This is a genomic window from Nocardioides guangzhouensis (genome assembly GCF_004519545.1).
Taxonomy (GTDB): domain Bacteria; phylum Actinomycetota; class Actinomycetes; order Propionibacteriales; family Nocardioidaceae; genus Nocardioides; species Nocardioides guangzhouensis.
Window position 1 is genome coordinate 21,152 of record NZ_SDKM01000030.1, and the last position, 13,733, is coordinate 34,884.

The 13,733-nt window shown below is 73.4% G+C and carries 11 protein-coding genes; 5 read left to right on the top strand and 6 right to left on the bottom strand.

Features of this window, described 5'->3' with window-relative positions; translation table 11 throughout:
- Window positions 1-3: 3 nt before the first annotated feature.
- On the bottom strand, window positions 4-660 hold the full coding sequence (locus EKO23_RS18220) for a CpaB family protein (protein ID WP_134719556.1): 657 nt from the start codon (window positions 658-660) through the stop codon (window positions 4-6).
- A gap of 132 nt (window positions 661-792) precedes the next feature.
- Here EKO23_RS18220 and EKO23_RS18225 point away from each other — a divergent pair, with 132 nt between their 5' ends.
- The gene (locus EKO23_RS18225) at window positions 793-1,032 is read left to right on the top strand and encodes a helix-turn-helix domain-containing protein (RefSeq protein WP_134719557.1); all 240 of its coding nucleotides are present in this window, start codon (window positions 793-795) and stop codon (window positions 1,030-1,032) included.
- Between the two features lie 176 nt (window positions 1,033-1,208).
- On the opposite strand, the gene EKO23_RS18230 is transcribed toward EKO23_RS18225, so the two are convergent.
- The 3 genes from EKO23_RS18230 to EKO23_RS18240 form a co-directional block, all read right to left on the bottom strand.
- On the bottom strand, window positions 1,209-2,621 hold the full coding sequence (locus EKO23_RS18230) for a DUF5719 family protein (protein ID WP_134719558.1): 1,413 nt from the start codon (window positions 2,619-2,621) through the stop codon (window positions 1,209-1,211).
- Entirely contained in the window at window positions 2,618-5,476 is a 2,859-nt protein-coding gene (locus EKO23_RS18235) for a glycosyltransferase family 2 protein (protein ID WP_134719559.1), read from the bottom strand. The genes EKO23_RS18230 and EKO23_RS18235 overlap by 4 nt, the downstream gene beginning before the upstream one ends.
- A gap of 191 nt (window positions 5,477-5,667) precedes the next feature.
- The gene (locus tag EKO23_RS18240; protein WP_246051175.1) at window positions 5,668-5,883 is read right to left on the bottom strand and encodes a WhiB family transcriptional regulator; all 216 of its coding nucleotides are present in this window, start codon (window positions 5,881-5,883) and stop codon (window positions 5,668-5,670) included.
- Between the two features lie 223 nt (window positions 5,884-6,106).
- On the opposite strand from EKO23_RS18240, the gene cofD reads away from it, so the two are divergent.
- The 3 genes from cofD to EKO23_RS18255 all read left to right on the top strand — a co-directional run bounded on the left by cofD (window position 6,107) and on the right by EKO23_RS18255 (window position 8,915).
- Window positions 6,107-7,099: a 2-phospho-L-lactate transferase gene (cofD, locus tag EKO23_RS18245; RefSeq protein ID WP_134719561.1), complete on the top strand. Its 993-nt coding sequence runs from the start codon at window positions 6,107-6,109 to the stop codon at window positions 7,097-7,099.
- Window positions 7,096-8,091, top strand: coding sequence for a coenzyme F420-0:L-glutamate ligase (gene cofE, locus EKO23_RS18250; RefSeq protein ID WP_134719562.1), 996 nt, complete (start codon window positions 7,096-7,098; stop codon window positions 8,089-8,091). The genes cofD and cofE overlap by 4 nt, the downstream gene beginning before the upstream one ends.
- 80 nt (window positions 8,092-8,171) lie before the next feature.
- A complete protein-coding gene (locus EKO23_RS18255) occupies window positions 8,172-8,915 on the top strand; it encodes a DUF3105 domain-containing protein (protein WP_134719563.1) in 744 nt (247 codons plus the stop codon).
- Window positions 8,916-8,935: 20 nt separating this feature from the next.
- On the opposite strand, the gene EKO23_RS18260 is transcribed toward EKO23_RS18255, so the two are convergent.
- A complete protein-coding gene (locus EKO23_RS18260) occupies window positions 8,936-9,997 on the bottom strand; it encodes a nucleotidyltransferase family protein (protein WP_134719564.1) in 1,062 nt (353 codons plus the stop codon).
- An 18-nt stretch (window positions 9,998-10,015) separates the two neighbouring features.
- Here EKO23_RS18260 and EKO23_RS18265 point away from each other — a divergent pair, with 18 nt between their 5' ends.
- Window positions 10,016-10,759 (top strand): TIGR03089 family protein, encoded by a 744-nt coding sequence (locus EKO23_RS18265; RefSeq protein ID WP_134719565.1) that lies wholly within the window; start codon window positions 10,016-10,018, stop codon window positions 10,757-10,759.
- A gap of 10 nt (window positions 10,760-10,769) precedes the next feature.
- Here EKO23_RS18265 and EKO23_RS18270 read toward each other — a convergent pair whose 3' ends face one another.
- Entirely contained in the window at window positions 10,770-13,652 is a 2,883-nt protein-coding gene (locus EKO23_RS18270; RefSeq protein ID WP_134719566.1) for an FG-GAP-like repeat-containing protein, read from the bottom strand.
- Between the last annotated feature and the right edge of the window lie 81 nt (window positions 13,653-13,733).

Genomic DNA, 13,733 nt, shown 5'->3' on the forward strand with positions numbered 1-13,733 from the left:
GCCTCAGCCCTGCCGGGTGATGACGACGCGGTCGTCCTTGGCGGCGGCGAGCGCCTGTCCCACCTCGGGAGCCGCCCCGTCGGCGACCCCGACGAGGACCTGGCGGCTGCCGCCGGGACCGAAGGAGTCCTCGCCACGGGGTACGGCGATCACCAGGACGTCGTCGAGGACCAGCACCGAGCCCTTCGCGCTCGCGCCACCACCGGGCGTCGGCGTCACCCAGACGTCGACCAGCGACCCGGGTTCGACGCTGGCCGGGATCACCTCGGCGGGCGCCCAGATCGGCACCTCGGTGAGCCCCTCCTCGGCCGAGCCCAGGGCTCCCGAGGGCAGCAGCTCGCCGTCACCGACCGCCCGGGTCAGGGTGGCGTCGTCCGGGAGCGGGTCGCCGACGCGCAGGTAGCGGTCGACGTCGACGGCCTCGGCAAACCGGACCCGACGCGCGACCAGGTCGCCCTCGGTGACCGGCTGACCGGCGGCGAGGTCGCCGCCGGCCGACCAGACCTCGACCGTGTCGTCGGCGCCGCCGACCAGACGGGCGCCCACCAGCACCGAGGCAGCGACCAGGGCGACGCCCAGCCACAGCCGGGGGTCGCGCCAGCCGGGCGTGCGGGCCCGCTGCGCGGGCGGAGCGTCGAGTGTCCCGAGATCACTGCTCACGGGGGTCATCATGGACACAACGGGCGGGATCCGTCACCCGCTCCCTCCACAGGGGTTCGTTCCACGGGCGTCTCTCCACAGTCCCGGGTGGCGGGGCGCGCGAGGCGCCGCGGGAGTGGCAGAGTTGCCCCCATGCCCGGCGCCCAGCGGTTCCTCACGCTCGCGGAGGTGGCGGAGGTGCTCAACACCTCCGTCGCGCAGGTCTACGCACTCGTCCGCCGCGAGGAGCTCGAGGCGATCAAGATCGGCGGTCGCGGCCAGTGGCGGGTCGAGGTCGACAAGCTCGAGGAGTACATCCAGGGCGCCTACCGCGCGGCCAAGGAGCACATCCGCGACCACCCCTTCGACGACGCCGAGACCCCCGTCGACTGACCCGCCCAACCGTCCGAAATGGCGCCGGGCCTGCTCGGACCCATCCCCATTGCGCACGGTTCGCGGCACCATTTCGCACCGTTCGGCGGCGACTGGTCAGGGAAATCACTGCCCGGTCAGGGAAAGCATTCCCCGACAGGGCATGGATTCCCCGGCCGTCCGGGGAATTGCTGCCGCTACTCGTCGGGAAGGGCGGGCGCGACCTTGGGCAGGATCCGGTCGTAGGTGAGCGTCCGGAGCGGGAGGAACGACGAGCCGTCGCCGGAGCGGGTGCGCACGCCTCCGACGTACGGCGCGGGTCCGTCCGCCAGGACCGCGATGGTCCCGTCGGGCACCTCGACGACCGTGGTGGTGCCGGGCTTGAGCCGACCCCGCCAGTCGCCGCCCTTCGTCGCACCCACGAACGTCACCTCGAAGGCACCGCCCTTCTCGGCCCCGGTGGTCAGCATCAGCGTCCGCTCACCCTTCTCCGGCGCCGTGGTCGCGGTACGGCCGGAGGCCGGTGCCACGGCCGGCAGCTGCACCAGGTCGGAGTCCACGACGTCGCGCAGCGTCCCGGTGACCGGCACGGTCGAGGTCAGCTCGAGCGCAGTGTCCTCCCCGTTGAGGGCGCCGGCCAGCTGGTCGGTCAGGTCGGTGACCACGACCTGACCGGCGGGGACCTCGATCGGCTCGAGCCCGGCCGGGGCGAACGTGCTCTGCTTGCCGGTGACCCGCAGCTTGACGCGCCCGCCGGTGTCGCCCGGGTTGGCCAGCACCAGGGTGCGCTCGTCGGCTTCCTTCGAGAGGCCGGGCACGGCGAGCTTCGTGGCCGGCTCGGCCGACGCGGTCAGCCAGTCCTCGGTGGGCTTCTGTCCGGGGATCGCGTAACCGTCCAGCACCGACGCGGCCACCCGCCCGCGCGAGACCGTCACCTGCATCGCCAGCTCCCGCGGGTGCGGGGCCAGGTCGCTCAGGTCGATCGTGGTGGTGTCACCGCCGGGGACGGTCAGGCCGCGGGAGCGGACCTCCTCCATCGGGCCGTCGGTGCTCCAGAGGCTCAGGTCGGCGACCGCCGGGCCCGCGTCGGGGTTGGTGAGCTGCAGCCTGGAGTCGTGCACGCCCGAGGAGCCCACGCCGACGAACCAGGTCGACCCGGTCGGAGCGGGGCACTCGCCCGCGGCCCGGCCGGCGCCGGCGTACCGCGACGCGAACAGGCCGGGGGCCAGCGCCCCCTCGCCGCGTACGACGACCGGGTCGCCGGAGGCACGGGCTCGCGTCGCCTCGCCGGCGGACAGCTCGACGGGCTCGGGGTCGGAGCCGCCGGTGCTCACGCCCACGGAGCCCTCGCCGTCCTGCTGGCTGTCGCTGCCGATGGTCACCGAGCTGCTGTCGGCGGACGGGCACGCGAGGTCGGCCACGGTCAGCGGGGTGCGCGCCGGGGCCTCCGGCGGCGGGGGGATCTGCTCGGCGGCCGGCGCCTGGAGCGCCAGCGCGCCCATGGTCACCAGGATGGCGACGAGGCCGGCCACGACCAGTGGTCCGAACCGTCGGCCGCCGGTGTCGGACTCGGCGATCCGGCGACCGGATCCGGTCGGCGTGGCGCTCATCGCAGCTCCCTCCTGGTCGGGCCGCACAGGACGATGATGACGAGGATCGCGAGCACCTGCAGGGTCAGCAGCGGCCCGTGCCACCACGGACCGTCGCCGTCGATCGCGTCGGCCGGGGCCGCCTCGTCGAACTGCCACGCGCGGGTGTCGCGGTCGGCCGCACTGGCCTGGGTGATGCCGCTGGCGGCGTCGAGCGTGGCCGCCACCTGCGGGTCGACCGGTGCCGGCATCACGATGTAGTCGATGCCGTGCCCGGACATGCGGCCGACCACGTCGGGCTCGGGCTGCGAGACCAGCGCAGCCACGTCGCGGTCGAGGGCCGTGTCGGGCTCGGTCAGGGCCAGGATCTCGTCGTCGCCGAGCGTGGTGCCGTCACCGCGCTGGACGAACCAGGTGAGTCCGGACTCGACGTCGCCGTCCAGGACGAGGACGCCGCGACCCGGCGCGGACCGCGTCACCTGGTCCATGTACGCCGGCACGTCGCCCGCCGCGGGACGGTCCAGCTGGTCGTCGGGGCCGGCCAGCCACCAGGCCCAGCCGGCGATCGGAGCGACCAGGATCGTGGCGGTCAGCACCAGCGCGAGCGGCTGCCGCCAGGACAGCCGCTGCCCCCTCAGCTCGGCGCGGACGCCGTGCGCGGCCACCAGCACCGCGGTGACCAGCGCGCCCTGGATGACCAGCAGCAGGAAGCCGAGGCCGGGCCGGGCGTCGCCGGCGGGCAGGTTGATCGTGATCCGGCTGAGCAGCATCGCGAGCACCGCCGCCAGCGCGATGAGGACCCAGCAGATCACCACCGCGATCCGGCTGCGGCGCCGGGCCAGGGCGAGGACCGCCGGCACCACCAGGGTGAGGCCGATCCAGGCCGGGGCGGCGTAGTCGTCGAACCGTCCGGTGAGCAGGCCCAGCGGGCCGGGGGTCGAGGCCAGGCGGCCGGCCTCGAGGAAGATCGCGCTGATGTCGTGGCCGAGCACCCCGAGGGTGCCCGGGAGCAGCAGCACGGGTGGGGCGGCGAGGGCGACCGCGAGGGGGCCCCAGGCGGAGCGCTCGCGCATCGGCGCGCCGACCAGGCGAATGCCGACCGCGACCACACCGAGCACCGCCAGCAGGAAGTACAGCCAGGCGACCGGGGTGAACGCCGTGATCAACGACAGCAGCAGGCCACACCGCCAGCCCGCGCGCCAGCGGCGGTCGGACGACGGCTCGACGAAGCCCAGCGCGGCGTGCGCCAGCCACGGGAGCAGGGCGGCCGAGGCAACCACGCCGAACCTGCCCTGGCCCCAGGCGCCGCTGACCGCGGGCACCAGGGCGTAGGTCGCGGCGGCCCAGCCGACCAGCATCGGCGAGGCCTCGCGGCCCGAGCCGAGCTCGGCGACCACCTTGCCCACGCGCCAGGCACCCCATCCGGCGACCGGCACGGCCAGCAGGAAGAGGACGCCGACGACCACGTTCGGCGAGAAGAAGGGGAGGCTCGACAGGATCGAGAACGGCAGCAGGTAGCCGGGGTCCGGGGCATCGGTCCCCTGACCGAGGTGGTGCCAGCCGTGCAGCACCAGGTCCCACCAGTTCGAGGTGCTGTCGGGGGCCGGCGAGAGCGCCCCACCGGCCAGCGGGTGCAGGGCCTGGCGGGCGGCGTAGAGCGCGAGCAGCACCAGCACGACCGAGACCACCGCCAGCGGGCTGGTGACGAACCGGACCAGCCAGCCGGAGTCGGCGGCCAGCTCCTCGGCGTCGTCCGGCCCGGCCGGGTGGTGCTCCGCGAGCCCGGTGTGCGAGCCGGCGGAGGCGGCCGCGGCCGCCGCGAGGCGCTGGGCGCGGCGCCGCTCGGCCGCGTCGCGGCCCTCCATCGCGGCCGCGGTGCCGAGGTCGACGACGAAGTCGAGCCCGTGCCGGTAGGGCACCCACCACGGCGCCAGCAGCGGTCGTACGTCGACCGGCTCGGCGCCGTGGACGTCGCGCCGCGCGCGCCGGGCCCGGCGGACCCGGAGCGGGTGCGTGTAGACGTGGCCGAGCGCCACCAGCTCGTCGGCGGCGTGGCCGGGCTGGCGCGCGAGCAGGAAGCCGAGGACCCGGACCAGGCTGCCGAAGAAGAGCCGGACCAGCATCCACGGGAGCCGTCGCCCGTTGGCGAGCAGCACGAACAGCGCGGCCTCCCGCTCGGCCCGGTGGGTGCGGGTACGGCGGCCCATGAGGCGGGTGCGGCGCAGGCCGCGGTGGCCGGCCTCGGCGTGGAACACGACGGCCTGCGGGACCACGATCGTCTTGTGGCCGGCCCGGGCGGCGCGCCAGCCGAAGTCGATGTCGGTGGCGAACAGCGGGAGCTCGGGCTCGAAGCCGTCGAGCCGCTCGAGCACCTCGCGGCGGACCAGCATGCCGGCGGTGTTGACCGCCAGCACCTCACGGATGTCGTCGTGCTGGCCCTGGTCGTACTCGCCGCGCTCGAGGCCGGTCTCGCGGCGGCCGGTGGCGGAGATGGTCACGCCGAGCTCGAGGAGTCGGCGCAACGAGGGCCACTCCCTGAGCTTGGGGCCGAGGATGTCGGCGTCGTGGGACGCGGCGGCTGCCACCAGCTCCCGCAACGCACCCGGGTCGGGGTTCGCGTCGTCGTGGAGGATCCAGACCCATTCCGTGTCGATCGTCGCGAGCGCTTGGCGCACGGCGTCGGGGAAGTGGCCGTCGCAGGTGGCGACGGCGTCGGGGCCGAGGGCGTCGGTGAGCAGACCGAGGGTGTCGGGGCCGCTGCCGGTGTCGACGGCGAGGATGCGGTCCGGCGGGAGCTGCTGGTCCCGAAGACCAGCCAGCACCGCCGGCAACCACCGCGCACCCTCGTGGCTGACCAGGAGGGCGGTGACTGTCACGCCGAGACACCCTAGCCGCCGCCTGGTTCGGTCCCGGCATCGCGGGTGCCCGGTTCAGACGAGGACGTTCAGACGAGGACGTTCAGACGAGGACCCCGATGACGGCCCGTGTCACGCCATCGGGCGGTCCCGTCCTGCACTCCTTCCGCACCGGGAGCCCCGGCCGGTCGTCCTGCTCGGTCGGCGCGCGGTCAGACCGCGCGCTTCTTCAGCTTCCGACGCTCCCGCTCGGACAGGCCGCCCCAGATCCCGAAGCGCTCGTCGTTCATGAGCGCGTACTCGAGGCAGTCGTTGCGCACCTCACACGTCAGGCAGACCTTCTTGGCCTCCCTGGTGGAACCACCCTTTTCAGGGAAGAACGCTTCGGGATCGGTCTGAGCGCACAGGGCGCGCTCCTGCCATCCCATTTCCTCGGCTTCCCCGTCGAGGAGAAACAGCTCTCGCACGGCACTCCCCTTTCGACCCGAACTGTCGGTCCGTGTCCCCCGGACCGGATGCTCTTCCACCCCGCGGTGGCGATGTGAAGAACACTATGGGAATTACATGCCTGTCGTCCGGGGAAGTCAAGCCGAAGTCTGATATATGCCCCCGCTGGTCCATCCGGGCTGACCGATCGGGCAGGATCGGCCCATGCGATCCCTCACTGTGCTCTCCGGAGGCATGGGCGGCGCACGGTTCCTGCAGGGTCTCCTGCACGCTATCCGCACGGACAAGCTCGCGGGTGCGGATCGACCGGATGTGACCGTCGTCGCCAACACCGCCGACGACATCTGGGTGCACGGGCTCAAGGTCTGCCCCGACCTCGACACCGTCATGTACACCCTCGGCGACGGCATCGACCTCGAGCGCGGCTGGGGCCGGCGCGACGAGACGTGGAGCGCCAGGGACGAGCTCGCGGCGTACGGCGTGGAGCCGACCTGGTTCGGCCTCGGCGACCGCGACATCGCCACCCACCTGGTCCGCACCCAGATGCTCGACGCCGGCTACCCGTTGAGCGCGGTGACCGAGGCGCTCTGCCGGCGCTGGCAACCCGGCGTCCGTCTGCTGCCGATGTCCGACGACCGGGTCGAGACGCACGTCGCGGTCACCGACCCGACGGCGCCATCGGGCCTGCGGGTGGTGCACTTCCAGGAGTACTGGGTCCGCCTGCGCGCCGACGTGCCCGCCGAGCGGCTGGTCTTCGTGGGCATGGACGAGGCCTCCCCCGCCCCGGGCGTGGTCGAGGCGATCATGGAGGCCGACGTGGTGCTGCTGCCGCCGTCGAACCCCGTGGTCTCGGTCGGCACCATCCTCGGCGTGCCCGGCATCCGCGACGCCCTGCGCGCGACGACGGCGCCGGTGGTCGGGCTGTCCCCGATCGTCGGCGGCCACCACGTCCGGGGCATGGCCGAGCAGATGCTGACCGCGATCGACGTCGAGGTGAGCGCCGCCGGGGTGGCCGGTCACTACGGCGCCCGCAGCGGCGACGGTGTGGTCGACGGCTGGCTCGTGGACTCCTCCGACGCGGCGCTGGTGCCGCAGGTCGAGGCGCTCGGCATCGCGTGCCGCGCCGTGCCCCTGATGATGACCGACCCCGACGCCACCGCGGCGATGGCGGTCGCCGCGCTCGAGCTGGTCGGGTGACCGGGCCGGCGAGCCGGTCCGGCGGGCGGCTCGAGGTGGTCGCGCCCGACGGCGTCGGCGAGGTGCGCCAGGGGGACGACCTGGCCGCCCTGGTGCGCGAGCACTGCGACCTCGCCGACGGGGACGTCGTCGCCGTCACCAGCAAGGTCGTGAGCAAGGCCGAGGGCCGGGCCCGCACCGGCGAGCGCGAGGACGCCCTGGCCGGCGAGACCGCGCGCGTGGTCGCCCGGCGCGGCCCGACCACGATCGTGCGCACCCGCCACGGCCTCACCCTGGCCGCCGCCGGCATCGACTCCTCCAACGTGGAGCCGGGGACCCACCTGCTGCTCCCCGCCGACCCCGACGGTTCCGCCCGCGCCGTCCGCGAGGCGCTGGCCGCCGACGGCGGTCCCAACGTCGCCGTGCTGGTCACCGACACCGCCGGCCGGGCCTGGCGGACCGGTCAGACCGACATCGCGGTCGGGGCGGCCGGCCTCGTCGTCGCCGAGTCGTACGCCGGCCGGTCCGACGCGCACGGCAACCCGCTGGTGGTGACCGAGCCGGCCGTGGCCGACGAGCTGGCCGGGGCCGCCGAGCTCGTCACCGGCAAGCTCGGCCGGCGCCCGTTCGCGGTGCTCCGCGGACGACCCGACCTGGTCCTCCCCCGCGGCGAGCACGGCCCCGGTGCCGCGGCACTGCTGCGGCCCGAGGGGGCCGACCTGTTCGGGTACGGCGCCCGCGAGGCGGTGCTGCGCGCGTTGCTGGGGCAGGGGCAGCACGTGTTCGGCGCGCCCGCCTCGACGGAGGAGCTCGCCGCGGCGCTTCGCGAGGTCATCCCGACCACCGACGTCGACGTCGACGGCGACGAGGTCCGCATGGGCGTCAACGCGCCGTTCGACGAGGACGTCTGGACGGCCGACGTCCTCGCCTTCGCCTTCGGCTGGGAGCTCGACGTGGAGCTGCTCGACAACGATTCGGTTGCCGATCTCCGGTTTCGGCGCACCACTCCGTAGACTCTGCCCCCGTATGCCGAGCGGGACCCCTGCCGGACCGCCGAACCCCCCGCCGAGACCGTGAGAGAAGCCTGAGGATCGTGGCCAAGCAGCAGAAGACCAGCCGGCGCGACGTCGTCGACCAGATCCGGAACCAGCAGAAGCGCGCCGACAAGCGTCAGGGCGCGGTCATCGTCGGTGTGTGCGTGCTGGTGGCGCTGCTCATTGTCGGCGTCGCGGCGTACCGCCCGATCAAGGACTGGTGGGACCTCCGCGAGTACAACGACCTCGGGCTGCAGAACATCGGCGCCCCCGCGAGCGTCTGCCAGGACATCACCACGAAGAAGGCGTCCGGCACCCAGGAGCACGTCCAGCCCGGCACCGACGTCGACTACAAGGAGGCCCCGCCGGCCTTCGGCAAGCACGAGGTCTACCCCGACGAGATGACGCGCAAGCTCTACACCGACGGCGACCGTCCGCGCGTGGAGATGCTCGTGCACAACCTCGAGCACGGCTACACGATCCTCTGGTACGACGACACGATTGCGGGCGACAACGACCAGATGACCGAGCTGCGCGCGATCGCCACCAAGCTCCAGGGCACCGACAACTTCCGCAAGAAGTTCAAGGCCGTGCCGTGGACCGAGAGCGACGGCAAGCCGTTCCCCGACGGTCAGCACATCGCACTGACCCACTGGTCGAAGGGCGGCAAGGACGCCTCCGCGGACGACACCTCGAAGCAGGTCGGCGTGTGGCAGTACTGCTCGGCGGTCTCGGGCGAGGCCCTGTTCGACTTCATGAAGAAGTACCCCTACCTCGACTCCCCGGAGCCCCTGGCCCAGTGACCTGCGGGTGACCCCGGGGCTCAGCGGCGCTCGCCGCAGGGTACCCGCTCCCCCGCGGGCACCGTGACGCCGTCGGCGACCACCGCGTCGTCGCCGAGCGCCACCCCCTCCAGCACGGCTCCGGCACCGGCCACGGCGCCCGGGCCGAGCACCGAGTCGACCACGCGGGCCCCGGCCCCGACGCGGGCGCCGGCCATCAGCACCGACCCGCTGACCACGGCCCCGTCCGCCACCGCGACTCCGGCCAGCAGCAGGCTGCCGCCGTCCACGGTGGCGTCGCCGACGCTCGCCTCCTCGTCGACCCGCGCCGGCGGTGCGGCTGCGACGGCCGGGGTCGGCGCGAGGCCCAGCACCACCTCGCGGGACGCGGCGACCAGTGCCTCGGGCGTCCCGACGTCGCGCCAGTACGCCGACTCGACGTACCCCACGACCAGCCGGCCCTCCGCGACCAGGCCGGGGAACGTCTCGCGCTCCACCGACACCACCCGACCACTCGGGATCAGGTCGACCACGTCACGTCGGAAGACGTAGCAGCCGGCGTTGATCTGGTTGGTGACCGGGTTGTCGGACTTCTCCACGAAGTCGAGGACCCGGCCGCTCGCGTCGGTCGGCACGCACCCGAACGGGCGGGCGTCCTCGACGCCGACCAGGTGCAGCGACACGTCCACCCGCTGCCCGTCGCGCGGGGTCTCGAAGTCCCGCAGCTGTCCGGGCAGGTCGTGGCCGGAGAGGATGTCGCCGTTGAGGATCACGACCGCGCCCTCCGGGTCGTCGCCGAGCACGTCCGCCACGTTGCGGATCGCCCCCCCGGTGCCGAGCGGCTCCTCCTCGCGGACGTAGTCGAGGCGCACGCCCCAGCGGCTGCCATCGCCGAGCACCGGCTTGAACAGGTCGGCGTGGTACGACGTCGCGAGGACGACGTGGTCGACCCCCGCCTGGGCCAGCCGGGCGATCTGGTGCTCGAGGAACGGGACGCCGCCCACCTCCAGCAGGTGCTTCGGCCGCCGCTCGGTGAGTGGCAGCAGCCGGGTGCCGAAGCCCCCGGCGACGATCACGGCCTCGGGGCGGGAGGTCTGCGTCATGGCCCATAGGTTAGGGGCATGGCAGCGACCTTCCCGGCACTTCTCCAGGACCTGCTCCGGGCCGACCCCGGCCGCCCGCTGGTCACGTTCTACGACGACGCGACCGGGGAACGGGTCGAGCTGTCCGTCGCGACGTACGCCAACTGGGTCGCGAAGACCTCCTCGTTCTTCGTCGACGAGCTCGACCTCGAGCGCGGCGGCACGCTACGGGTCGACCTGCCCACGCACTGGCTGGGTCCGGTGTTCCTCGGGGCCGCCTGGAACGTCGGTCTGCAGGTGGTCCCCGACGGCGGCGCCGACGCGGTGGTGTGCGGTCCCGACGGGCTCACGACGTACGGTGAGCTGGCCGGCTCGCTCCCGGTGGTGGCCTGCGCGCTCCAGCCGCTCGGCGTACGCTTCCGCGACCCGCTTCCGGACGGCGTCCACGACTTCGGGGTCGAGGTGTGGTCGCAGCCGGACTCGTTCCTGCCCTACGACCCGCCCGGACCCGAGGACGCGGCGGTGCCCGGCACGTCGCAGCGCGACCTGCTCGGCGGCCCACCCGACGGACCGCCCGATGGACCGGCCGGCGGACCGGACCTCACCGGCGGCGACCGCCTGGTCACCACCGCCAATCCCGTCACCCCGGCCGGCCTGCCGTCGTTCGTCGGCCCGCTCGTGCGTGGCGGCTCCACGGTCTGGGTGCGGCACCCCGACCCAGCCGCCTGGGAGCGGCGCCGCGACGACGAGCGCGCGACCGTGGAGTGGCGCCCGGAGGCCTGACGCAGCGGGCTCAGCCCATCAGGTCGTAGCCGGTGAACCCCTCGGCGAGGAACCGGCGCGTCCCGTAGCCGCCGCCGGACCTGCCGGGGAGCAGCCACAGGTATCCGGTCGCCTTCTCGCGCACGACCAGGTCCGCGCGCCCGTCGCGGTCGACGTCACCGGGGCTGAGCACCCGGTCGTAGCCGGTCAGGTCGAGCGAGACCGCTGCGCTCGCGCCGGTCAGGCCGCCCGGGCCGTTGCCGCGGAGCATCCGGAGCCTGCTGCCGGACCGGAACAGGTTGTCCGGCGCGCCGTCCCCGTCGTAACGACCGACGCCGAACTGGCCGCCCGCGCTCACCGCGCTGTGCGCGACGTAGCTCGCCTTGAGCCCGTGCAGCCCGTAGCCCGGGTAGATCCTCATGGAGCCGCCCTTGGGCTGCCCCATCAGGTCGGGGTAGCCGTCGCCGGTGGTGTCGCCGACGGCGGCGATCAGCGTGACGTTCTGGAAGCCGGAGGCGATGCTCACCGGAGGCGCCAGCTTGCTGCCGGCCAGCCCGCGGCGCAGCTCCAGGGTGCCCGAGGAGGTCCGGGTGACGACGTCGTCGCGGCCGTCCCTGTCCCAGTCGCCCACGTTGAGCAGGAGGGAGGCGTTCTGGAAGGCGGACCCGACCGAGACCATCGGACGCACGTTCTGCGCCCCGTAGTGGGAGTACGACACCAGCAGGTTGCCGCGGACCCCGACCACGTCCGGCGCCTTGTTGCCGAGCACGTCCCCGCCGGCGACGATGCCGAGGCCCTTGGCCTGGGTGAACGGGCCGACCGAGTGGCCGAAGCTGCCGTTGCCCCGCCCCGGAAGGACGTAGGAGCTCCCGTTGGAGGCGGTCCGCACGACGAGGTCGACCTTGCCGTCACCGGTGTAGTCACCGAACCCGGTGATCGCGTCGAACTGACCGAACGAGCCGGGCACCTTGACCCGGGCCGCGAGGGTCGACCGTCCGGTGCCGCGGTGGAGCCACAGGGCGCCGGCCTTGTCGCGGGCCAGGACGTCGGCCTTGCCGTCGCCGTTCACGTCGCCGGTCCCGACGGTCATCGTGTACGACGCCCACGCGGTGCTCAGCCCGGCTCGGGTGAAGCCGCCGGAGCCGTTCCCGCGGTAGAGGAACAGTCGACCGGTGCTCGGCTGCCGGGCGACCAGGTCGTTGCGGCCGTCACCGTTCAGGTCGCCGACGGCCGTGACCTGGTCCATGCCCTGGAAGAGCTGGGTCGGCTTGATCCCGTTGCCGAAGTCCCCGGTGCCGGTCCCGGGGCGCACGCGGGCCCCGGTGCCGTCACGGACCAGCAGGTCCGACTTCGCGTCGCCGGTGAGGTCGGGGCTGACCACCACGGTGTCGTAGCGTGACCACCGGGTGAACGTGGCCTGCCGAGCAGCGCGGAAGCGGAGCATCCCGCCGGTGGGCAGCACGAACCCCGTCCCGTCACTGCGCCGCAGCAGGATGTCCGGGTGCGCGGTGCCGAGGACGTCGGTGCTGCGCTCGCGGCCGGTCCAGTCGGCCTGGTACTGCGCGGCCAGCCGGCGGATCTGCGGGATCTTGGCGTAGAGGTAGCGGCCCGGGCAGGCGGTGGAGCCGGCGTCGCGGTGGCCGTTGATCGCCTGGAAGTACTTCGGGCCGACCTTCTGGCGGGTGCTCGACGCGGAGACCCCGTGCAGGGACAGCTTCCAGGCGAAGAGCTTGCCGTAGGCGTTGAGCATCGCGGAGGTCGGCTGCGCGGTCTCGTAGTTGCCGATCGCGGACATCGCGAACGAGTAGTCGTTGTAGCCGAGCGTGTGGGCGCCGACGACGGGGCGGTCGACGCCGCCGTACCGGCCCTCCCAGATGCGGCCGAACTTGTCGACGAGGAAGTTGTAGCCGATGTCGCTCCAACCCTTGGACTGCGTGTGGTACGCGTAGATCGACCGGATGATCCCCGGCACCTGGGCCTTGGTGTAGTTGTTCGCGTTCACCGTGTGGTGCACGAAGCCGGCGTGCACCTCGTAGTAGTGCAGCGACCCCTTGTCGCGCATGCGCTCGTTCGCGCCCCACTGCGCGCGGGAGAAGATCTGCGGCTTGGGGGTGAAGCTGCCGGCCTGGAGCGCGATCTCGCCGTCGCTGGACTCGAGCGTCTGGTCGGCGGCCTGCTCGCTCGTCTGGTCACGCTTGGCGGTGTCGAGGCGGCTGGTGTCGATCGCCGGCTCCTCGACCTCGGTGTCCTTGCTCGCGCCGGGCTGGATCACCGACAGCGTGACGTCGTCGGGGATCGAGCCGTACGTCGTCACCGCCTTCGCCTGCACCTCGTCGACCTCGCCGACCAGCAGCGGGTCGGTGCCGGGACGTGCGTGCCGACCCTCGTCGCTGTCGGGGTCGGGGCCGTGCTCCTCGTGGTACTGCACGGCGGTCCACGACGACCAGGTGCCGTCGGTGCGCGTGCGCACCAGCACCGTGATCTGGTCGTCCTTCAGCTCCTCGCCGTGCTGCCAGGTGACTCCCACGGCGCCGTACCCGGTGACCTTCTCGGGGTCGCTGACCAGCTCGTGCTTCGCGGGGTCGTCCGGCTGGTCGGGGACGGCCTCCATGGGCACCTCGTGCACCACCGGCTGCACCGGCTCGGTCTCCACCCGCGCGGGCTCGCGGTCGGCCGCCGAGACGCCCGGGTCGGCGGCAGGCGCCCGGTCGACGGTGCCGCCCGGGGTGCTGTCCGACGAGCGGTCCGCGGCACCGTCGGAGCCCGTCGTCACCGGTGAGTCGGAGGATCCGGGGAGGGTTCCGACCACGTCGAGGGAGACGACGTTGGCCGCGGGGGCGAGCACGGCCAGCACCGCGCCGAGCGCCAGGCTCTGCTGGCAGGCGGTGACGAAACGGGCCTTGTTCCGGCGCATGTGGGGCTACTCCTGTGCGGGGGAAGATTCACACGAGTAGCAAGTTTCACACCCGTCACACGGGTCCCGGAAGCGAATCCG